Origin of the sequence: Vibrio sp. ZOR0018 (assembly GCF_963865925.1) — a bacterium.
Taxonomy (GTDB): Bacteria; Pseudomonadota; Gammaproteobacteria; order Enterobacterales; family Vibrionaceae; genus Vibrio; species Vibrio anguillarum.
In genome coordinates this window covers 44,191-64,946 of sequence record NZ_CAWMCN010000121.1, presented here as the reverse complement: position 1 = coordinate 64,946, position 20,756 = coordinate 44,191, and the positions used below count along the sequence as shown (strand labels likewise).

The following is a 20,756-nucleotide window of genomic DNA, read 5'->3' as shown; positions in this document are numbered from 1 at the left end:
TAATTTGGAGTTCTACTATGGCGAAACTGCATGATTACTACAAGTCGTCTGTAGTGACTGAACTGACCAAACAGTTCGGTTACACAAGCGTCATGCAAGTCCCTAGGATTGATAAAATCACCCTAAACATGGGCGTTGGTGAAGCTATCAACGATAAGAAACTATTAGAAAATGCAGCAGCTGATATGGCTACGATCTCTGGTCAAAAACCACTGATCACTAAAGCTCGTAAATCTGTTGCAGGTTTCAAAATTCGTGAAGGCTACCCAATTGGTTGTAAAGTAACCTTGCGTGGCGAACGTATGTGGGATTTTTTAGAGCGTTTAATCTCTATTGCACTTCCACGTGTACGTGACTTCCGTGGTGTTAGCGCTAAGTCTTTTGACGGACGCGGTAACTACAGCATGGGCGTTCGCGAGCAAATCATCTTCCCAGAAATCGACTACGATAAAGTCGATCGTGTACGCGGTCTTGATATCACTATCACGACTTCTGCTGGTACCGATGAGGAAGGCCGTGCTCTGCTGGCTGCCTTTAACTTCCCATTCCGTAAGTAAGGTGAAGGGTTACTGTTATGGCTAAACAATCAATGAAAGCACGTGAAGTAAAACGTGCAAAGCTAGTAGCTAAGTTCGCAGAAAAGCGTGCAATGCTAAAAGCTACCATCAGCGATGTAAACGCATCTGAAGAAGATCGTTGGAACGCAGTTCTTAAACTGCAAGCTCTTCCACGTGATTCAAGTGCTTCACGTCAGCGCAACCGTTGCAACCAAACTGGTCGTCCACACGGTTTCCTACGTAAGTTCGGTCTAAGCCGCATCAAAGTTCGCGAAGCTTGCATGAAAGGCGAGATTCCTGGACTTCGTAAGGCTAGCTGGTAATTGCCACTTAATCATTTGGAGTAAATCTTATGAGCATGCAAGATCCGATTTCGGATATGCTGACCCGCATTCGTAACGGTCAGGCAGCAAATAAAGTTGCTGTAAAAATGCCTTCTTCAAAGCTTAAAGTTGCAATTGCTGCACTGCTAAAAGCTGAAGGTTATATCGCAGATTTCGCTGTTGAAGGCGAAGTAAAACCTGAGCTAGAAGTTACTCTTAAGTACTTCCAAGCTAAACCAGTAATCGAGCAAATCCAACGTGTTTCACGTCCTGGTCTACGCGTTTATAAGAAAAAAGACGCGTTACCAACAGTGATGGGCGGTATGGGTGTTGCTGTGGTGTCCACTTCCAAGGGTCTGATGTCTGACCGTGCTGCTCGCAAAGCAGGTCTTGGCGGTGAAATCATTTGCTACGTAGCGTAAGGAGTAGGATATGTCTCGTGTTGCTAAAGCACCTGTCGCTATTCCAGCTGGCGTAGAGGTGAAACTAAACGGCCAAGAAATCACTGTAAAAGGTGGTAAAGGTGAGCTGACTCGCGTCCTGAATAAAGGCGTAGTTATTGCACAGGAAGAAAACAACCTTACTTTCGGTCCTCGTGAAGGTGTTGCTAACGCTTGGGCACAAGCAGGTACTGCTCGTGCACTAGTAAACAACATGGTTGTTGGTGTTACTGCAGGCTTTACTAAGAAGCTTGTTCTTAAAGGTGTTGGTTACCGTGCTGCTATTAAAGGCAACTCAGTAAGTCTTACTTTAGGCTTCTCACACCCTGTAGAGCATGAACTACCAGCGGGTATCAATGCTGAATGTCCTAGCCAAACTGAAATTGTCCTAACTGGTTGCGATAAGCAAGTAGTGGGTCAAGTTGCGGCTGACATCCGTTCTTACCGTGAGCCAGAACCTTATAAAGGTAAAGGCGTCCGTTACGCAGATGAAAATGTGCGTAGTAAAGAAGCTAAGAAGAAGTAAGGTAACACTATGGATAAGAAAGCATCTCGCATCCGTCGTGCTACACGCGCACGTCGTAAGATTGCTGAACTGGGTGCAACTCGCCTAGTAGTACACCGTACTCCTCGTCACGTGTACGCTCAGGTTATCGCATCAAACGGCTCTGAGGTTATCGCAGCAGCTTCTACTGTAGAAAAAGCGATCCGTGAGCTAGTTAAGAACACCGGTAACGTAGACGCAGCTAAAGCGGTAGGTAAAGCTATTGCAGAACGCGCTCTTGAAAAAGGCGTATCAGCTGTTGCGTTTGATCGTTCTGGTTTCCAATACCACGGTCGAGTAGCGGCGCTAGCAGAATCTGCTCGCGAAGCTGGTCTGAAATTCTAAGGTAGGGTTGGAAGATGGCTAAAGAACAACAACAAGCTAGTGATTTGCAAGAAAAATTAATCGCAGTTAACCGTGTTTCTAAAACGGTTAAAGGTGGTCGAATCATGAGCTTTACTGCACTAACTGTAGTTGGTGACGGTAATGGTCGCGTAGGTTTCGGATACGGCAAAGCTCGTGAAGTACCTGCAGCGATTCAAAAAGCAATGGAAAAAGCGCGTCGTAACATGGTTACTATCGCTCTTAACGAAGGCACTCTTCACCACGCGGTGAAAGGTCGTCACTCGGGCTCTAAAGTTTACATGCAGCCAGCTGCAGAAGGTACAGGTGTTATCGCCGGTGGTGCGATGCGTGCTGTACTAGAAGTTGCCGGTGTACATAACGTACTTGCGAAAGCGTACGGTTCTACTAACCCAATCAACGTTGTTCGTGCAACAGTTGCTGGTCTAGTAGATGTGAAGTCACCAGAAATGGTTGCAGCTAAACGTGGTCTCACTGTTGAAGCGATTTCGGAGTAAGCACCATGGCAACTATTAAAGTAACTCAAACTAAAAGCTCAATTGGTCGTCTACCAAAGCACAAAGCTACTTTGCGTGGTCTAGGCCTTCGTCGTATCAACCATACAGTAGAACTTGAAGATACACCGTGTGTACGCGGTATGATCAACAAGGTTTACTACATGGTTAAAGTTGAGGAGTAATCAGAATGCGTTTGAATACTCTATCACCGGCTGCTGGTTCTAAGCACGCTCCTAAGCGTCTAGGCCGTGGTATCGGTTCTGGCCTTGGTAAAACAGGTGGCCGCGGTCACAAAGGTCAAAAGTCACGTTCTGGCGGTACAGTTCGTCCAGGTTTTGAAGGCGGTCAAATGCCTCTAAAACAACGTCTACCTAAATTCGGTTTCACTTCTCGTAAGAGCCTAGTGTCTGCTGAAATTCGTCTAGCTGAGCTAGCGAAAGTTACGGGTGACGTGGTCGATCTAAACAGCTTGAAAGCAGCTAACCTAATCACTAAGAACATCGAAAATGTTAAAGTTGTTCTTTCTGGTGAGATTAGCAAAGCAGTGACTGTGAAAGGTCTTCGCGTGACTAAAGGCGCTAAAGCTGCAATCGAAGCTGCAGGCGGTAAAATCGAGGAATAATCTCGAGGAACGAGGTACAGATGGCTAAGAAACCAGGACAAGATTTTCGTAGTGCTCAGAGCGGCTTAAGTGAGCTAAAGTCGCGCTTATTATTCGTAATTGGTGCACTTTTAGTATTCCGAGCCGGTTCTTTTGTGCCGATTCCTGGTATTGACGCAGCTGTACTTGCCGATTTGTTCGAACAGCAAAAAGGTACCATCGTTGAAATGTTTAACATGTTCTCCGGTGGTGCTCTTTCGCGTGCATCTATCTTAGCATTGGGCATCATGCCGTATATTTCGGCATCAATTGTTGTCCAATTGCTAACTGTAGTTCATCCAGCGTTAGCCGAACTCAAGAAAGAGGGTGAGGCAGGGCGTCGTAAGATTAGCCAATATACGCGTTATGGCACGCTTGTACTTGCAATATTCCAAGCTATTGGTATCGCAACAGGCTTACCAAACATGGTCAACAATCTGGTTGTTATCGACCAAACCATGTTTACCCTGATTGCTACCGTGAGTTTAGTAACTGGCACCATGTTCTTAATGTGGTTAGGTGAACAAATTACTGAGCGTGGAATAGGAAATGGTATTTCCATTTTGATTTTTGCAGGTATTGTTGCTGGATTGCCTTCGGCAATCGGACAAACGATTGAGCAAGCGCGTCAAGGTGAATTGCATGTGCTTCTTCTGTTGTTAATTGCGGTACTTTCTTTTGCTGTAATTTATTTCGTTGTTTTCATGGAGCGTGGTCAGCGTCGTATTGTCGTTAACTATGCAAAGCGTCAACAAGGTCGTAAAGTGTTTGCAGCGCAAAGTACTCACTTGCCATTGAAAATTAATATGGCGGGTGTAATACCTGCAATTTTTGCATCGAGTATTATTTTGTTCCCAGGAACATTAGCTCAGTGGTTTGGTCAAAATGGTGAGAGCAGCACATTCGGTTGGTTAACTGATGTGTCTTTGGCTCTTAGCCCTGGTCAACCTCTGTACGTTATGCTTTATGCAGCAGCGATTATTTTCTTCTGTTTCTTTTACACAGCGTTGGTGTTTAACCCTCGTGAAACAGCGGATAACTTGAAGAAGTCCGGTGCGTTCGTACCCGGCATCCGCCCAGGTGAGCAGACAGCGAGATACATTGATAAAGTAATGACCAGACTAACCTTAGCGGGTGCTCTCTACATTACCTTTATCTGTCTGATTCCCGAGTTCATGATGGTCGCGTGGAACGTACGTTTCTACTTCGGCGGCACATCACTACTTATCGTAGTGGTTGTGATTATGGACTTTATGGCACAGGTACAGACTCATATGATGTCCCAACAGTATGATTCTGTGTTGAAAAAAGCAAATCTGAAGGGCTACGGCCGTTAATTCAGATTTCACTTACGGAGTTTAGCAATGAAAGTTCGTGCTTCCGTTAAAAAAATCTGTCGTAACTGTAAAGTAATCAAGCGTAACGGCGTCGTTCGCGTGATTTGCAGTGAGCCAAAGCACAAGCAGCGCCAAGGCTAATTAGCAGAAATTTTTACTTGAAATATAAAGGTCGGTCGAGTATATTCCTCGGCCTACCTTTTGTGTGCAAAAGAAGTAGTATGCCGCAGCGTATCCTCGACGGGCTTTGCTGCGGATAATTTCTTATATAAGTACTAGGAGTGAATAGTGGCCCGTATAGCAGGCATTAACATTCCTGATCAGAAGCATGCTGTAATTGCATTAACTGCAATCTACGGCATCGGTAAGACCCGTTCGAAAGCTATCTTAGCTGATTTGGGTATTGCTGAAAGTGTTAAGATCAGTGAACTAACTGAAGAGCAGATCGATCTACTGCGTGATGGTGTAGCTAAATACACTGTAGAGGGTGATCTTCGTCGTGAAGTTTCCATGAACATCAAGCGTCTTATGGACCTTGGCTGTTACCGTGGTCTTCGTCATCGTCGCAGTCTACCACTACGTGGACAGCGTACTAAAACCAACGCTCGTACCCGTAAGGGTCCGCGTAAACCGATCAAGAAATAGTCGGAAGGGTATAGAGTACAATGGCAAAACAACCAACTCGCGCACGTAAGCGTGTACGCAAGCAAGTTGCTGATGGCGTAGCGCACATCCATGCATCTTTCAATAACACAATCGTAACTATCACAGACCGTCAAGGTAATGCTCTAGCTTGGGCAACTGCTGGTGGTTCTGGTTTCCGCGGTTCTCGTAAGTCTACTCCGTTCGCTGCACAGGTTGCTGCTGAGCGTTGTGCTGAAATGGCTAAAGAATACGGCCTTAAGAACCTAGAGGTTATGGTTAAGGGTCCAGGTCCAGGTCGTGAATCAACTGTTCGCGCACTGAACGCTGCTGGTTTCCGTATCACTAACATTGTTGATGCGACACCAATCCCTCATAACGGTTGTCGTCCACCTAAGAAACGCCGCGTATAACGTTTCTAGGAAGATTGGAGAAAGATCATGGCAAGATATTTGGGTCCTAAGCTGAAGCTTAGCCGCCGCGAAGGTACTGACTTGTTCCTTAAGTCAGGCATTCGTGCGATTGATACCAAGTGTAAAATTGACAACGCACCAGGTGTACACGGCGCTCGTCGCGGTCGTCTATCTGAGTACGGTGTTCAGCTTCGTGAGAAGCAAAAAGTTCGTCGTATTTATGGCGTTCTAGAAAAACAATTCCGTAACTACTACAAAGAAGCTGCACGTCTTAAAGGCAATACTGGTGAAAACCTACTTCAGCTTCTTGAAGGTCGTCTTGATAACGTAGTTTACCGCATGGGCTTTGGCGCTACTCGCGCAGAAGCACGTCAGCTAGTAAGCCACAAAGCTATCCTAGTTAACGGTAAAGTTGTAAACGTTCCTTCTTTCAATGTTGCGGTTAACGACGTTGTTGCAATCCGTGAGAAAGCTAAAAAGCAATCTCGCATTAAAGCAGCTCTAGAAGTTGCTGAACAACGCGAAAAACCAACTTGGATTGAAGTAGATGGCGGCCAAATGGAAGGTACATTCAAGCGTATGCCTGAGCGTTCTGACCTGTCAGCTGACATCAACGAACAATTGATCGTCGAGCTTTACTCTAAGTAAGGTTAAACTAAAGAGAGGACACAATGCAGGGTTCTGTAACAGAATTTCTTAAGCCACGTCTTGTTGATATCGAACAGATTAGCACGACACACGCAAAAGTAACTCTTGAGCCGTTAGAGCGTGGTTTCGGCCATACTCTGGGTAATGCACTTCGCCGTATTCTTCTATCTTCAATGCCAGGTTGTGCTGTAACTGAAGTGGAGATTGAAGGCGTACTACACGAGTACAGCACCAAAGAAGGCATTCAAGAAGATATCCTTGAGATCCTTCTGAACCTAAAAGGTTTGGCTGTTCGCGTTGCCGAAGGCAAAGATGAAGTGTTCATTACGCTGAACAAATCAGGCTCGGGCCCTGTTGTTGCAGGTGACATCACCCATGATGGTGATGTAGAGATCACTAACCCTGAGCACGTGATTTGTCATCTAACGGATGACAACGCTGAGATCGCTATGCGTATCAAAGTAGAACGTGGTCGTGGTTATGTTCCAGCTTCAGCTCGTATCCATACTGAAGAAGATGAGCGTCCAATCGGTCGTCTACTTGTAGATGCTACTTACAGCCCAGTAGACAAAATTGCCTACTCTGTGGAAGCCGCTCGCGTAGAACAACGTACTGATTTAGATAAGCTCGTTATCGATATGGAAACGAACGGTACTCTAGAACCTGAGGAAGCAATCCGTCGTGCAGCAACTATTCTTGCTGAACAATTGGATGCGTTCGTAGATCTTCGTGATGTACGTGTACCTGAGGAGAAGGAAGAGAAGCCAGAATTCGATCCAATCCTACTGCGTCCTGTAGACGATCTTGAACTAACAGTTCGCTCTGCTAACTGTTTGAAAGCAGAAGCGATTCACTACATCGGTGATCTAGTACAGCGCACTGAGGTTGAGCTACTTAAAACGCCAAACCTTGGTAAGAAATCTCTTACAGAGATTAAAGACGTGCTTGCATCACGTGGTCTATCTTTGGGTATGCGCCTAGAGAACTGGCCGCCAGCGTCTATCGCTGAAGATTAATCGATACTAGTTAGAAGGATTAGGTCATGCGCCATCGTAAGAGTGGTCGTCAACTCAACCGCAACAGCAGTCATCGCAAAGCGATGTTCAGCAACATGGCTAGCTCTCTAGTACGTCATGAAGTTATCAAGACTACTTTGCCAAAAGCAAAAGAGCTACGTCGCGTCGTTGAGCCTTTGATTACACTAGCTAAGACTGACAGTGTTGCAAACCGTCGTCTAGCATTTGCTCGCACTCGTGATAACGAAGTTGTGGCAAAACTATTTAACGAACTAGGTCCACGTTTTGCAGCTCGCCAAGGCGGCTACACACGTATCCTAAAGTGCGGTTTCCGTACTGGTGATAAAGCTCCAATGGCATACATTGAGCTTGTCGATCGCCCAGAAGTAGCTGTAGAAGCTGCTGCTGAGTAATCAGTTCGTATAATTAAAAAAGCCGAGTAGTAATACTCGGCTTTTTTGTATGCGTAGATTTTATCTTTGAACACGGGCTAACCAGATAAGTATGCGTAGTGTCGTTTTTGATAGATGCTAAGTAAGCAATACTAATAAAAAAAGGTCAGCGAATGCCAACCTTCTCATTATCAATTCTATATCAATTCTATTTATAGAATGTCGAGTAGCTCTACTTCAAATACTAGAGCTGCAAAAGGAGGAATTGCAGCGCCAGCGCCACGCTCACCGTAGGCAAGATCTTGTGGAATATAGAGTTTCCATTTTGAACCCACAGGCATCAGTTGTAGTGCTTCTACCCAACCTTTGATTACACCTGTTACTGGGAATTCAGCTGGTTGACCGCGAGATACAGAGCTATCAAATACTGTACCGTCAGTCAATTCACCGTGGTAATGAACACGTACTTGCTTGTCAGATGTCGGGATATCCCCCGTACCTTCTGTAAGAATTTCGTACTGTAGACCAGATTCAAGAACGGTCACTTCAGGGCGTAGTGCGTTATCTGTTAAGAATACTTCACCGTCGGCTGCGGCTGCTTTGGCAGCTTCTTGGCGTAGAGATTCTGCACGCATGTGCAACTCTTGCAGTGCATTATTGATTTCATCAATTTCAATTGATGGCATGTCGCCTACTAATGCGGTTGCGATACCTGCGGCGATGGCGTCAACGTTAAGTCCTTCTAGACCACTACCCGCAAGTTGTTGGCCCATTTGTAGACCGATACCGTAGCTTGCTTTTTGCTCTACAGTGTCAAATTTTACTTCAGACATAAACAGTCACTCTTTTTATGTAAATAAACAAGTGCCAAAGGATATCAGTTTCAAGCATGGGATGAAATGCTAATGGGAAATATCCAATATTGAACCTTCAGGTTGTGACAAATCGCAGATCCCAAAGAAAAATGTTCAAGATTGTGTCAACGTTTACGTTATCGCCACCTTGGCTCTATACTGATCCCTCTTGAGTTTTTATACTGTAGCTCGACAGAAAAGGAGACGGGTTAAGATGAATCGTCGTCACAAGAAGAAACCGCAAACTGATTATTTAGCGTTTATCCAACAGAAGTGGCATGCATTCGATTGGCGTGGCCTTATTTTACGTGTTCGCACAGTTTGGCTAGCGCTGCCTAAGCTTCACCAGCGCGCTTTATTAGCGATCGTTCCAGTAGTGTGTTTGCTCATTATTATTCCTTTTCCTGAGCGAACAGAGCAGGCCGCTCTACCGAAAAGTAGTGAGCGTGTGGAAATCAGCATTAATACGGTTGGGTTGAGTGAACAAAAAATGCCTCAACAAACCGACCGTAAATCTGAGTTCTGGCGAGAGTACACGGTTAAAAACGGGGACACTTTGTCGCAGGTTTTTCGGGCAAATGATTTACCGATGTCTGATCTTAATGCCTTAGTCAAAATTGAAGGCAGTGACAAACCGCTCAGCCAAATTACCCAAGGCCAATTAGTTCGCTTCAAACTCGCGGCTGATGGGCAGCTCGATATCCTACAACTTGAGAAAAACGATCAATCAGTGATGTTTTTCAGGCGCTCAGATGGCGGATTTGGCCGTAGTAAATAACACGTTTTGATCAAGGGAGTTATTTACTTGCTGAGCTGCATGTCGATATGCGGGATATCATCTTCTAGATACATCGCCGACGTTTGTTGAAAACCATAACTTTGATAGAAGCTAGCAAGATAGTGCTGTGCACCAATTTCAATATCTTGATTGGGCCACAGCTTCTGGCATTCGGCTAATGCTTGCTGCATTAATTGGTGTCCAAGGCCATTTCCTCTCGCTTCTTTTTGGGTTGCAATGCGACCAATGCTGACACTTGGATAGCTAATCCCCGCAGGGAGTAAGCGCGCGCAGGCAACAATCTGCTGATCCTGTTCACCAATTAAATGAAAAACACCCGGCTGAATATCCTTATTATCCAATTCAGGGTAAGGACAGGTTTGTTCGACCACAAAGACATCGACGCGCAGTTTAAGTAGCGCATAAAGTTGATGAGTGGTTAATTGTGAGAATGAAAGACAGTGCCAAGTAATCATCGTAGTGCCCCTTTAAAAATGGATGTCGTTACTCTATCAAGCTTAAGTGCATGATTCATTAACAAAGGTTAAGAGTAAGCTACAAACTTGATGAATGATAAATAAAGATTCACTAGCCACACGAGGTTAAATAACGATAATAGGCGTTTAATTTTCGTCTAACGAAAGGACGGTCTCTTGAGTAATCTCTCTTTTTCAACGGTAAATCTACAACCAGAACTTCTTTCTAACCTCGATACTTTGGGATACACCAAGATGACGCCGATTCAGGCGTTAAGCTTGCCAACCATTTTGGCGGGTAAGGATGTGATTGGCCAAGGAAAAACAGGCTCAGGAAAAACAGCAGCGTTTGGTTTAGGCGTATTATCTAACCTCAACGTTAAGCGTTTTCGCGTTCAAGCTTTGGTGCTATGCCCAACGCGGGAGTTAGCCGATCAAGTCGCAACGGATATTCGCACACTCGGCCGCGCCATTCATAATATTAAAGTGCTAACCTTGTGTGGCGGCATGCCAATGGGGCCACAAATTGGTTCGTTAGAGCACGGCGCACATATTTTGGTTGGTACTCCGGGGCGTATTCTTGACCATTTAGACAAAGGTCGTATCGATCTCTCTGAACTCAATACGTTAGTGCTTGATGAAGCGGACCGAATGCTTGAAATGGGTTTCCAAGAAGCGTTGGATGCGATCATCAATGAAACGCCAACCAGCCGTCAAACATTGCTGTTTAGTGCGACGTTCCCAAATCAAATCAAACAAATTGCGCAGCGGATTATGCGTGAGCCTGAAATGGTCAAAGTTGAATCCACCCATGATACGTCCAGCATTCAGCAATATTTTTATAAAGTAGAGGGAACAGAGGCGCGTGATCGCGCGTTAGAACTGCTGCTTTTACACCATCAGCCTGAATCTGCCGTGGTGTTCTGTAATACAAAGAAAGAAGTACAAAGTGTTGCTGAAGATCTACATCACAAGGGCTTTAGTGTGGTGGAACTGCATGGTGATTTAGAGCAGCGTGACCGTGACCAAGCTTTGGTGCAGTTTGCTAATAAAAGTATCTCCATTTTAGTTGCAACCGATGTGGCGGCACGTGGCCTTGATGTGGATAACTTAGATGCGGTATTTAACTTTGAGTTATCACGTGATCCTGAAGTGCACGTGCACCGCATTGGGCGTACTGGCCGAGCTGGCAGTAAAGGTTTAGCTTTTAGCTTCTTCAGTGACAGTGAAATGCACCGAGTGGCGATGATTGATGAATATATGGATATGCCCATCGAACCTGCTAAATTGCCTGATGCCAGTGCGTTAAACAACGCGCCTTATCAAGCCAATATGGTCACTATCCAGATTGATGGCGGTAAAAAGCAGAAAGTACGCCCGGGGGATATTCTAGGGGCGTTGACCAGTAACGACGGTATTGACGGTCAATATGTCGGTAAAATTAACATGTTACCGATGCGCAGCTACGTTGCAGTCCATAAATCGGTGGCGAAAAAAGCACTGAAGAAAATGGAAAGCGGCAAGATGAAAGGACGCCAATTTAGAGCACGCCTTCTAAAATAAGCCCCTTCATTTAGAATTAAAGCCAGCGAACAACTCGCTGGCTTTTGCGTTTATGAGGGCTTTGAACTGAAAGGTGTCGAATTCAAATAAGCGCTGGCCTGCTCCTTACCCATGTATTTTGCCAGTGTATGCAGTGGAACTTGTTTCAAGTTCACCACAATTAAACCATCTAACGCATTGTTAAACGCGGGGTCGACATTAAAACAGACGAGCTTGCCATTCATCCCTAAATATTGGCGCAGCAATACAGGAAGGCCCTTGCCATTTTCCATTTTTGCTAACACTTTCGACAGCAGAGAAATGCTTGCCAAAGAGGAGAGCAAGTTGGTTTGCCAAAATGTGTTCCCATTGCTCCGTAGTAGAGTGGAAGGTAAAACCAAGGTTGCCTTTTCATGATCATAATGATGAATAGAGAGTGTGGCGGCCATTAATTGTCGTGCGGTGTGGCTGTAATCGTTGCTAATGCTTACTGGGCCAAACAAGTGCGTATATTGTGGATGACGCGCGACAAACGCAGCAATACCTTTCCACAGCATTAACAGTGAGTTGAGGTTGCGCTGGTATTTCGAGGAAACCACCGAGCGGCCTAGCTCAATACTGGTATCTAGTGTGTTGATGAAGGCTTTATCATACTGAAATAAGCTACGGGAATAGAGCCCTGCTAACCCTTGCTTCGCTATCAGTTCATCCACTAGCCCCAATCGATAAGCTCCAACAATTTGACGGTCTTTCTTGTGCCAAACAAAGAGCTGGTAGTAATGGCGATCATACTCATCAAGATCACAAGCTAAGCCGCTTCCTTCACCTACGGCGCGAAAACTCTCTTCACGAATTCGACCAATCTCTTGCAGTATGTGGGGCAACTGCTCGCTTGCGGCGCAATAGACAATCCAATCACCTTGCTCTAAGAGCTTGCTTTCGCTTGGCAGCGTAGCGAGATCTTGTTCAAGCTTCTCTACAATAAGCGCATCAATAATAGGAAGGGGCGATGTCACTAACTCTGGTGAGGATGGCATTGAGGAAGGTGTTGTACTCATTAAATAGGTATTGAGACGCAGATAATGAACAATGTCTCGTTCTTGTTCAAATGCTTTTACTTCGGAATAGGGGATGGGATTGCCGATGGAAATTTCAATGTTGTGCGCCTGCTTATTCAGTAGCTCGCGGCCGAGCAATGCCGTTCGCAGTAGTGGATGAATTCGCCCCGCTTGATAAAACAGAGTGCTATTTTTACCATTAATAAAGATCGGGACGGTGGTGGCTTGGGCGCGTTTAACAAATTTGGCGACGGATTGACTCCATTCGATATCCGACAGTGTTTGCGATCCTTTGGGGTAAGTAGATACCTCACCAGCGGGGAAGATAATCAATAAGCCACCTTGAGCCAAATGAAGATTCGCATCTCGAATGGCTTGCGCATTGGTGCTGCGAGCACTTTTGCTATTGAACACATCGACACCGATAAAGAGTTCACTAATTTCAGGCAGGCGCTTTAGCAACTGATTCGCCAGCACTTTAATATCGGTGCGTACTGAACCAATTAAATCGGCTAATATCACCCCTTCAATTGCGCCCAGCGGGTGGTTAGCGACGATCACCACCGACCCTGTTTGTGGAATATTATCGATGCTGCCTAAAGCAAGGCGATATTCGATGTTGAGTGCTGCTAGCGTGTAGCGCATAAACTCAAAGCAAGAGGGTTTGGCAGGACGCTGCTGATACAGTTTATCCAGTGTTGCAAGCCCAGAGGCCCATTCAACAATCGATTCTGCGACGCCAAATGGAGTGTGTCGTGGTAAACGAAAAGGACTGGCTAGCATATAATTACACTCCTTTATTCAGCCACTGGTGCAATAAACCATCACCGTTTTTGAGATCACGCCGTACCAAAAAAGCCGCACACAACCAAACAAGACAAGCCATCGCAAATAGCAGGCCGCTATCATTGCCGACCACTTCTCCTACCTGGTTAAACTCTGGCATCACAATGCCAAGAGGCGTAAATAAATGAAAGAAAATCGCACCACTCATAATGCCGACGCTCATCAGTGCACCAAGGCCATGCCAGCGGCTAAACAGCAAAATAGAGGCTATCAGTTCAGCCGTTCCGATTAAATATCCGCCATACACAGCAAACCAACCGAGGCCAGACCACGCACCTAAGATGCCAAAAATATAGTGGGTTTCGTAAGAGCCGGAAAATTTAAAGACAAGCGATTGAATAAAAACAAACGCAATCAAGAGTGAGGGAAGATGTTGGCTAGCTTTAAACGTCATGGTGTAGCTCCTACTTAATTAAATTGGGCCAATTTTTATCGGCCTGTTGGATGTGCACCGCTTGGTTGGCATCCCATAATGTTTTGATCTTTTTGTCGTAATTGAGATAGAGCTTGCCGTCGACAATCGCCCATTGATTGGGATCTCCCGGAGCAAAATCGTTCTTTTCAGAGACGGCCCAAGCGCAGTAGCCGCCATACTGCGGCGCATATTGGTTAGGGTTATTCAGAAACAGTTCAAGGTTCTCTTTTGAAGAAAAATACCACTGCGCATTTTTATAAAGGGTCGAAAAATCGGAGGAGCCTTTTACTGGCTCTCCTTTGGTGAAGTAGGCGACGGTGTCATAGCCACTCAGCGCTTTATTGCTCAGAAAGCTGGTGTAAATTTCATCCTCAGCGAGGCTTACGCTGCTGACAAACAGCAGTAATAGTCCTAGTAAACGTTTCATTGTTGATTCCTCATAAATTGGCGACCCAAGGCGTGGTTTTGTCGATCTCATCGCGCTGCTGGTGGAGTGATGTCTCACTGAGCTGTAAGCAAGGTGAACCTGAGATATAGGTCATATACTGCTGCTGTTGTGTGACGCGTAAATAGGTAAAGCTAACGGTGTGCGCATCTTGACGATGCATACAGGGTGCCCAATGTGGATGGGCGACATGGTGGTGGGTGTGAAACTTTAGTCGCTGTTGCACACTATCTTCCTCAGCGATTAAAGCTTGATAGAGCTGTGAGCGGTAGTGTTGCACCTGTTCTAAATCGGCACTGGATGAAAATAGAGGCGATTGCGTCACCGCAATTTGGCTCTGTTCACCATTCCACGCCAGAGCCATTACATTGCCTTGTACATCAGTTAAATTAGGGTCGAAAGCAAGCAAAGTGAATGGTGCAAATTGCTGAAGATTAAGCTGTGTAAACGCTTGGATAACCTTCTCGACACTGACTTGACTGGATAAATGCTTAAGCAATTGACCGCGGCTCACTAAGCGTTCGGCATCGGCTCCTTGGGGGATTTTACCTTGGTAATTATTGAGCAAGCACAAAGCCAAACCGCATTCATTAAGGCTGATCCAACTGCCTCCACCGGCAGGATCAATCGGCATCAACACTTCAACACCAGCTTGCGTGTATTGTTTAGGTGGCAACGCTAATGGGCGGTTTTTTTGTTCATCACGGTTAAAAAACAGATGATAGCCGTGTTTGTCGAGTAACCAAGAAACTGAGCACATGTTATTGCCCCCGAATGAAGGAGGCCGTGGCTGGCGCTAAGCCGAAAGCGGCATCGGTTTCTACATGCAGCAAATGAGCAACCACTTTAGCCATCGCAAAATGGTGCTGTGCATGCAAAGTGGCGAAGCTTAACTCTCGCTCCCATGTTGATGAGAGAGAGCACACTTGCGTTTCCTGCAATGAGGTTTCAACAAGTACCGTAACGGATTTTTGGAGTGAGGCCGAGCACTGCGTTAACCATTGAATTAAATACTCAATTTCGGCCAAGGCCGCAGCACGGGACGTCTCAACGAGGTGGCCCCGACGGCGTTGGTTGTAATCAATAGTGCTAGTTGAGTTAGCCAGCGCATGAAACAGATCCAACCAATGACGAAAATGTTGCCCCACTGAACTGGCGACAATTGGCGTGGCTAAGTGGGTGTAGTGCCTATCTTCTAACTGTTCGAGAAACTGGTGCGCTTGTTCCAGTGTTTCAATGCCGCCTTGGATCACGGGGGCATGATTAGGCTGCGATGCGCTTTGTTGTGAACTTGTGGTGATTGCAAACATATTTCTATCCCTATGATTGTTCTTATGGATAAGGTTAATCCGTGCTTGGGTAGTGTTCGGTTAAGGCCTTTTCTTTGCGCCAAGCGTTCAGCAGTTCAGCCATTTTGGGTGTTTGATGGCCTAACTTTCGCTGCTGCGCGCCAATGTCGAATAAGATTCGGTACTGTCTGAGTAAGGTTGAGAAGATCTCACGCAGCGGTGTTTCTCTATCCCAAATATGAGCGGCTTCACTGCTTGCGCCATTGATTTCCAAAATCGTGAACTGTTCTCCAGCCATCAATTGGTGAATATTGGCAAACTTGATATCGAGCCGCCCATAATGAAACCCGTCAACATTGTTAAAAATCTCATCCAGCTTGTTGGTGAGAGCGCGAGTAATGTAACGGTTACCATTGCGGAAAATCGATCCGCGACTATGGCTGCCCGCAAAGGCGAGTTGAAACTCCTGCCCGGCTTCAAGAACCCAATCGAGCTTCTCAAGGTGGCGAGGAAAATAGAGGTGAGGGAGTTGCCCTGCGCGTGGGCAGCGTTCAATTAACTGCTTTAAAGTGTGAATGCCATCCCCAGTGACAAACGGGGCATACTTAAGTGTGATGGAAATAATGTTGCCTTGAGCCTCACCGGGATAGCGCACATAAAATACGCCAGCTTCAGCCTGATACGGCGCTTTTTGTTGCAGTAAAAAACGGGCGTTAATCGGGAATGATTGGATGTAGTCACTCAGTTGTTGTTCATTTTGCAGCAGTTTGACGCCAACGCCGCGGCAGCCTAAATCTGGTTTAGCGACAAGAGGGAAATCCAACGATGCTTGTTGCATTGCAGACAAAGCCTGCGCCGTTTGCTGATCCAAAGTCTGATGGCTTTTCGTTCGGGTGATAAAGGGCGATATCCACTGCTGAGCGTATTCACCGGCTAGATTAAGAATGTCGTGTTTTGACTCTCCAACCATGCCGCTGAGCTTGATGCCGGGGTTTGCAATTAAGGGTAAGCCCCAGTTGCCATAACGCAGCCCTTGCAGCAGGCTTTGAATCACCACCGGAGTGTAGAAAAACCAACTGGGCAGAAATTCATAAGGAGAAATGCTGCGTTTGGTGTCTTGCTCTAAAAGCGGCATACCCGCGTTGATTTTGCCATGTGCAATGCAAGGCATTTCTAATTTGGCGTTCATGACAATCCTTTAGAAAATGATTTGTTGAGAAGACGATTAGTGAGCATTAATAGCCCAACCGCGATAGGAATAATGATCCATTGATAATGAGAGGACTGTTGCCAAACCTGACTCCCTAGGTAATAAAGCGTTGAAAAAACGATCAGTGTCCACAGTGCTGTGGCCGTCAGTACGGAGCACAGAAATAGCGCCAACGGAATAGAAAAAAAGCCGCTCAAAGTAAAGCCCACCGTTCTTAGGCCGGGGACAAAGCGAATAATAAACAGATTTAAAAAAGTATGATGGTGCAGTTTGCGACGGACGGTTCGAAAATGTTTATTGGTCAGCGCTTGATAACGAAGCGGACGAACGCGTTGTGCCACTTGGCCTAAGTAATACAAACCGAGATCGCCACTGACAATGCCGACAAAAATAGCCAACAACGCCAAGCCGGGGGGCATGAGATTTTGCAAAGCCAGTGTGGCGGCGGTGACAATAGCGACATCCTCTAACAAATAGGAAAGCAAAATTACGCCGATGAATAGTAAAGTCAGTGAATGACTTTCGGCTGTTAGAAAGGTTTGAATGTCGATAGCAAGCCCCACACTTCCTCCTTAGCAAATTATGATCAAGTATAGAATAAGGCGCTGATTGCGCTTTTATTCTCATTACGAGGACAAAGACCTGCCAAAGAATAGAAAAATTGCATATTTGATGATTTTTTATAATTAAATTTAATCAAACTAATGTTTGAAAATTAAACAGAGGTTGTAACGAGCCTTAAATGAAGCGTGGATAGTCAAGAACCATCAAGATCAGAGTTAGGGTTGTCGAGCGGGAAATAAAAAACGCAGCGAAAGGCTGCGTTTGTGAGGTGAAAGCGCCTTAATTCATGGGCCTCTTTCAATCGATTTGAGTCGGGGTTATTGGGTAAGGTCAATCCTGTAAACCGCAAAACCAACCTCATCGTTTTCCACCAAAGTCATTGGGTATTGGCCTTTCTCTTTGATGAACTGTGCTGCTTTCTCGCTTGGAGAGGTTTCAAAACGAATATCTAATGCAGTATTGGTTTTAATCGGAGCAAACGACCAGTTGTTATCAGCACTTGGCGTAACTTGACCTTTTTCTTTACTCACGCGCGAAATGTAGTTGGCGACGGCCGTGCGGTTTTCGTCGGGTGAGTCAAAGGCAACAAATTGTGCGCCCGTGCCTGCAAATTTATTACTATAAGCGCGGTAGTTATTGGTGGCGACAATAAAGGTCTGTTTTACATCGATAGGTTTACCTTGATAAGTTAAGCCTACAATGCGCTCAGCATCTTTATGCGCCACTTTACAATCACCATCGTATTTGGCGGGTTGAGTCACATCGATTTGGTAATTCACCCCATCCATCACATCAAAGTTATACGTGCGGAAATCAGCCCAATTGATCAAGGATTGTGGTTGAGTGCTGTGCGGATCAATCTGATTAAACTGCCCCGCACTGCATTCCAACCATTCCTTCACTTCTTTACCCGTCATTTTCAGCGCGACTAATGTATTAGGGTAAAGATAGAGATCCGCTGCGTTACGAAATGTCAGTTGGCCAGCTTCGACTTCAGTGAAACCGGCAGGATCATCTTTACGGCCACCGACTTTGAAAGGGGCTGCGGCCGATAACACGGGCAAACCATCAAGATCAGGGTCGCCTTGAATAAAGCGTTCCACATAATCTTTTTGTGCAAGGTTAACGATTTGCACGGTTGGGTCATCTTGTACCAAGGCTAAAAAGCTGTACATCACATCATTTGCTTGGCCAATCGGTTGATTCACGAAATCTCGCGTGCCTTTGTGGTCTGACTCTAAGGCTTTCACTATGCCTGTATCGGCTGCTGCCAATGATTTCTTATTGGCTTTATCGAAGATTGGGCGAGCTTGGGATTGACCATTCACGACTGACCATTGGCCATCTTTGCTTTGCAAAGTCAGATCCATCACACCAACATGGCTACCCCAGCGCCCCGGCATGACAGCGGTTACGCCATTAATGGTGCCTTTAGTTACATCTGCTCCTGGCAGTTTGGCAAAATCTTGGCTAGGGAATACCGCGTGAGAGTGACCAAAAGCAATCGCGTCAATGCCTTCTACTTGGGTGAGGTAGTAAACCGAGTTTTCTGCACCAACGGAATATGGGTTAGCTGAGACACCAGAGTGCGGGATTGCCACGATCACATCGGCACCCTCTTTTTTCATCTGCGGGATCAGCTCCTCGGCTGTTTGCTTGATGTCTTTGGCAAACACTTTGCCATCCAGGTTTTTCTTATCCCACACCATGATTTGTGGTGGGACAAAACCAATGTAACCCACTTTAATTTGGTGCTCTTTGCCATCGGTATCTTTGAACGTGTGCGTTTTAATGAGATAGGGATTGAAGAGGTGTTTGCCCGTTTGTTGGTCATAGACGTTGGCATTGACATACGGGAATGCGGCGTCGTTAATACTCTCCTTTAAAAAGGACAAACCGTAGTTAAATTCATGATTACCAATGTTACCCACATCGTAGCCGAGCTGATTCATCGCTTTGTAAACTGGGTGAACCTCACCAACCTTAATGCCTTTGGCGGCCATATAGTCACCCATTGGGCTACCTTGGAGCAAATCACCGTTATCGACCAAAATGCTGTTTTCGACTTCGCTGCGCGCTTGCTTCACTAACGTCGCCGCACGAGATAAACCAATTTGGTTCGATGGTTTGTCTTTGTAGTAATCGTAATCCATCACATTGGTGTGAATATCGGTCGTTTCGACGATACGCAGTTTAATGGTGTCCGCCATTGCTGGGCCAGCCATTGCTAACATACCGCTCAAAATCGCGATGGAGAGAGGTTTCACTGCCACTTTCATTGTGTACTCCAGTTAGGGGTAGGGAACAAATAACTCGTCTAATGTAACAAAATCTTATGAAACGATGATTTCAATGAATATCAATTTGTGATGTTACGCGTTAACTCACCGGCATTCTGTCGACAAGATCTCATCATTGATTGGCTTTTAATCAGAGAGATAGTCACTTCTTATTCGGAATTATCCATTCCCTTATCAGCTTTTGATATAAAAAATGAAATTTTAGAATTTCAGGTAATATGAAGAGCCCGCCATAATGCATCCATGAATTAAGTTATGGATAACAACAATGAGTACGACGGAAACCATTTCTCAGTTGCCAATCAAAGGGCCGCGCTTAGTTGCGGTCAACAATGATGCTTTGGCAAGTAGCGCTCCATCGTACGTCAAAAGCCAATTGATCTGCGGTGAAGTGGCTTTGATTGGTTCAGGGCCGGGTGACCCAGAACTGCTGACGCTCAAAGCGTTGAGCTTTCTACAACAAGCCGACGTGGTGTTGTACGACTACCTAGTGTCTGATGAAATTATGGCGCTGGTGCCGAGCGATACCATCTTAGTCTGCGTGGGTAAGCGCGCTGGACACCACAGTGTTCCTCAAGAAAAAACCAATCAATTGCTGATCGATTTTGCGCAGCAAGGTTACAAAGTCGTGCGTATTAAAGGCGGCGATCCGTTTATGTTTGGCCGCGGTGGTGAAGAGTTGGAAGTGCTGTTTGATGCGGGAGTGAAATTTCAGGTGATCCCCGGTATTACAGCGGCGGCAGGCGCAACAGCCTATGCGGGAATTCCACTGACTCATCGTGATTATGCGCAATCCGCTCTGTTTGTCACCGGTCACCTTAAAGCGGAAAACGATGACATGGATTGGTCAACACTGGCACGTGGTAATCAAACCTTAGTCATTTACATGGGCTTGATGAAGTCGAGTTATATCCAGCAGCAGTTGATTGAACATGGACGCCAAGCCAACACACCAATCGCGATTATTGAACGCGGTACTCAGCGTTCGCAAAAAGTCTTCAAAGGGCAGCTCCGTGACTTATCACAACTGGCGGCGCGGGCGCAGGCTCCGGCCTTGATTGTGGTGGGCGAAGTGGTGGCGCTGTCGGAAAAACTGCATTGGTTTGGTGAACAACCCGCGCAGCAAAACCAAGTGAATTACGCCTGATTGCAAGGCTAGTCAGTTAG

At 45.9% G+C, this 20,756-nt stretch carries 28 protein-coding genes; 18 read left to right on the top strand and 10 right to left on the bottom strand.

The window, feature by feature from the left end; genetic code table 11:
- The first annotated feature begins 17 nt into the window (after positions 1-17).
- From rplE to rplQ, 15 genes are all read left to right on the top strand, one after another.
- On the top strand, positions 18-557 hold the full coding sequence (gene rplE, locus AACR75_RS13625) for a 50S ribosomal protein L5 (RefSeq protein WP_010318770.1): 540 nt from the start codon (positions 18-20) through the stop codon (positions 555-557).
- A 17-nt stretch (positions 558-574) separates the two neighbouring features.
- Entirely contained in the window at positions 575-880 is a 306-nt protein-coding gene (gene rpsN / locus AACR75_RS13620; protein ID WP_010318771.1) for a 30S ribosomal protein S14, read from the top strand.
- Between the two features lie 29 nt (positions 881-909).
- The gene (gene rpsH, locus AACR75_RS13615; protein ID WP_010318772.1) at positions 910-1,302 is read left to right on the top strand and encodes a 30S ribosomal protein S8; all 393 of its coding nucleotides are present in this window, start codon (positions 910-912) and stop codon (positions 1,300-1,302) included.
- A gap of 10 nt (positions 1,303-1,312) precedes the next feature.
- Entirely contained in the window at positions 1,313-1,846 is a 534-nt protein-coding gene (rplF, locus tag AACR75_RS13610) for a 50S ribosomal protein L6 (RefSeq protein WP_010318773.1), read from the top strand.
- Between the two features lie 9 nt (positions 1,847-1,855).
- Positions 1,856-2,209 carry a 50S ribosomal protein L18 gene (rplR, locus tag AACR75_RS13605; RefSeq protein ID WP_013855926.1) on the top strand — a complete coding sequence of 118 codons (354 nt, stop codon included), beginning with the start codon at positions 1,856-1,858 and terminating at the stop codon, positions 2,207-2,209.
- A gap of 14 nt (positions 2,210-2,223) precedes the next feature.
- Positions 2,224-2,724, top strand: coding sequence for a 30S ribosomal protein S5 (gene rpsE / locus AACR75_RS13600; protein ID WP_010318775.1), 501 nt, complete (start codon positions 2,224-2,226; stop codon positions 2,722-2,724).
- Positions 2,725-2,729: 5 nt separating this feature from the next.
- Positions 2,730-2,906, top strand: coding sequence for a 50S ribosomal protein L30 (gene rpmD, locus AACR75_RS13595; RefSeq protein WP_004398455.1), 177 nt, complete (start codon positions 2,730-2,732; stop codon positions 2,904-2,906).
- Positions 2,907-2,911: 5 nt separating this feature from the next.
- A complete protein-coding gene (rplO, locus tag AACR75_RS13590) occupies positions 2,912-3,346 on the top strand; it encodes a 50S ribosomal protein L15 (RefSeq protein ID WP_010318777.1) in 435 nt (144 codons plus the stop codon).
- Positions 3,347-3,366: 20 nt separating this feature from the next.
- Positions 3,367-4,701, top strand: a complete 1,335-nt coding sequence (gene secY, locus AACR75_RS13585; protein ID WP_017046739.1) for a preprotein translocase subunit SecY — start codon at positions 3,367-3,369, stop codon at positions 4,699-4,701.
- Between the two features lie 27 nt (positions 4,702-4,728).
- On the top strand, positions 4,729-4,842 hold the full coding sequence (rpmJ, locus tag AACR75_RS13580) for a 50S ribosomal protein L36 (RefSeq protein ID WP_000868186.1): 114 nt from the start codon (positions 4,729-4,731) through the stop codon (positions 4,840-4,842).
- A gap of 147 nt (positions 4,843-4,989) precedes the next feature.
- Positions 4,990-5,346 (top strand): 30S ribosomal protein S13, encoded by a 357-nt coding sequence (gene rpsM / locus AACR75_RS13575; RefSeq protein WP_010318779.1) that lies wholly within the window; start codon positions 4,990-4,992, stop codon positions 5,344-5,346.
- A 20-nt stretch (positions 5,347-5,366) separates the two neighbouring features.
- Positions 5,367-5,756: a 30S ribosomal protein S11 gene (gene rpsK / locus AACR75_RS13570; protein ID WP_001118870.1), complete on the top strand. Its 390-nt coding sequence runs from the start codon at positions 5,367-5,369 to the stop codon at positions 5,754-5,756.
- A gap of 27 nt (positions 5,757-5,783) precedes the next feature.
- Entirely contained in the window at positions 5,784-6,404 is a 621-nt protein-coding gene (gene rpsD, locus AACR75_RS13565) for a 30S ribosomal protein S4 (RefSeq protein WP_013855928.1), read from the top strand.
- A gap of 23 nt (positions 6,405-6,427) precedes the next feature.
- Positions 6,428-7,420: a DNA-directed RNA polymerase subunit alpha gene (locus tag AACR75_RS13560; RefSeq protein ID WP_010318781.1), complete on the top strand. Its 993-nt coding sequence runs from the start codon at positions 6,428-6,430 to the stop codon at positions 7,418-7,420.
- Positions 7,421-7,446: 26 nt separating this feature from the next.
- Positions 7,447-7,833, top strand: coding sequence for a 50S ribosomal protein L17 (gene rplQ, locus AACR75_RS13555; protein ID WP_017042856.1), 387 nt, complete (start codon positions 7,447-7,449; stop codon positions 7,831-7,833).
- A gap of 191 nt (positions 7,834-8,024) precedes the next feature.
- Here rplQ and AACR75_RS13550 read toward each other — a convergent pair whose 3' ends face one another.
- Positions 8,025-8,645 (bottom strand): FKBP-type peptidyl-prolyl cis-trans isomerase, encoded by a 621-nt coding sequence (locus tag AACR75_RS13550; RefSeq protein WP_010318783.1) that lies wholly within the window; start codon positions 8,643-8,645, stop codon positions 8,025-8,027.
- 235 nt (positions 8,646-8,880) lie between these two features.
- Here AACR75_RS13550 and AACR75_RS13545 point away from each other — a divergent pair, with 235 nt between their 5' ends.
- Positions 8,881-9,444 (top strand): LysM-like peptidoglycan-binding domain-containing protein, encoded by a 564-nt coding sequence (locus AACR75_RS13545; RefSeq protein WP_047690519.1) that lies wholly within the window; start codon positions 8,881-8,883, stop codon positions 9,442-9,444.
- Between the two features lie 23 nt (positions 9,445-9,467).
- Here AACR75_RS13545 and AACR75_RS13540 read toward each other — a convergent pair whose 3' ends face one another.
- Entirely contained in the window at positions 9,468-9,920 is a 453-nt protein-coding gene (locus AACR75_RS13540; protein ID WP_013855931.1) for a GNAT family N-acetyltransferase, read from the bottom strand.
- 177 nt (positions 9,921-10,097) lie between these two features.
- On the opposite strand from AACR75_RS13540, the gene dbpA reads away from it, so the two are divergent.
- On the top strand, positions 10,098-11,483 hold the full coding sequence (gene dbpA / locus AACR75_RS13535; protein ID WP_017042859.1) for an ATP-dependent RNA helicase DbpA: 1,386 nt from the start codon (positions 10,098-10,100) through the stop codon (positions 11,481-11,483).
- Between the two features lie 50 nt (positions 11,484-11,533).
- Here the strand turns inward: dbpA and AACR75_RS13530 are convergent, their stop codons facing one another.
- The 8 genes from AACR75_RS13530 to cpdB form a co-directional block, all read right to left on the bottom strand.
- A complete protein-coding gene (locus AACR75_RS13530; RefSeq protein WP_047690517.1) occupies positions 11,534-13,303 on the bottom strand; it encodes a lysophospholipid acyltransferase family protein in 1,770 nt (589 codons plus the stop codon).
- A gap of 4 nt (positions 13,304-13,307) precedes the next feature.
- Positions 13,308-13,760, bottom strand: coding sequence for a hypothetical protein (locus AACR75_RS13525; RefSeq protein ID WP_047690516.1), 453 nt, complete (start codon positions 13,758-13,760; stop codon positions 13,308-13,310).
- A 10-nt stretch (positions 13,761-13,770) separates the two neighbouring features.
- Positions 13,771-14,208 carry a YHS domain-containing (seleno)protein gene (locus AACR75_RS13520; RefSeq protein ID WP_019282416.1) on the bottom strand — a complete coding sequence of 146 codons (438 nt, stop codon included), beginning with the start codon at positions 14,206-14,208 and terminating at the stop codon, positions 13,771-13,773.
- Positions 14,209-14,218: 10 nt separating this feature from the next.
- Positions 14,219-14,986, bottom strand: a complete 768-nt coding sequence (locus AACR75_RS13515; RefSeq protein ID WP_047690513.1) for an NRDE family protein — start codon at positions 14,984-14,986, stop codon at positions 14,219-14,221.
- Between the two features lies 1 nt (position 14,987).
- A complete protein-coding gene (locus tag AACR75_RS13510; protein ID WP_013855937.1) occupies positions 14,988-15,536 on the bottom strand; it encodes a hypothetical protein in 549 nt (182 codons plus the stop codon).
- A gap of 34 nt (positions 15,537-15,570) precedes the next feature.
- Positions 15,571-16,704 (bottom strand): hypothetical protein, encoded by a 1,134-nt coding sequence (locus AACR75_RS13505; protein WP_020977711.1) that lies wholly within the window; start codon positions 16,702-16,704, stop codon positions 15,571-15,573.
- Positions 16,701-17,288 (bottom strand): DedA family protein, encoded by a 588-nt coding sequence (locus AACR75_RS13500; protein ID WP_047690508.1) that lies wholly within the window; start codon positions 17,286-17,288, stop codon positions 16,701-16,703. Before AACR75_RS13500 ends, AACR75_RS13505 begins: the two co-directional genes overlap by 4 nt.
- 318 nt (positions 17,289-17,606) lie before the next feature.
- Positions 17,607-19,568, bottom strand: a complete 1,962-nt coding sequence (gene cpdB, locus AACR75_RS13495; RefSeq protein ID WP_013855940.1) for a 2',3'-cyclic-nucleotide 2'-phosphodiesterase — start codon at positions 19,566-19,568, stop codon at positions 17,607-17,609.
- Positions 19,569-19,857: 289 nt separating this feature from the next.
- Here cpdB and cobA point away from each other — a divergent pair, with 289 nt between their 5' ends.
- The gene (gene cobA, locus AACR75_RS13490; RefSeq protein WP_047690506.1) at positions 19,858-20,736 is read left to right on the top strand and encodes a uroporphyrinogen-III C-methyltransferase; all 879 of its coding nucleotides are present in this window, start codon (positions 19,858-19,860) and stop codon (positions 20,734-20,736) included.
- Positions 20,737-20,756 lie beyond the last annotated feature (20 nt).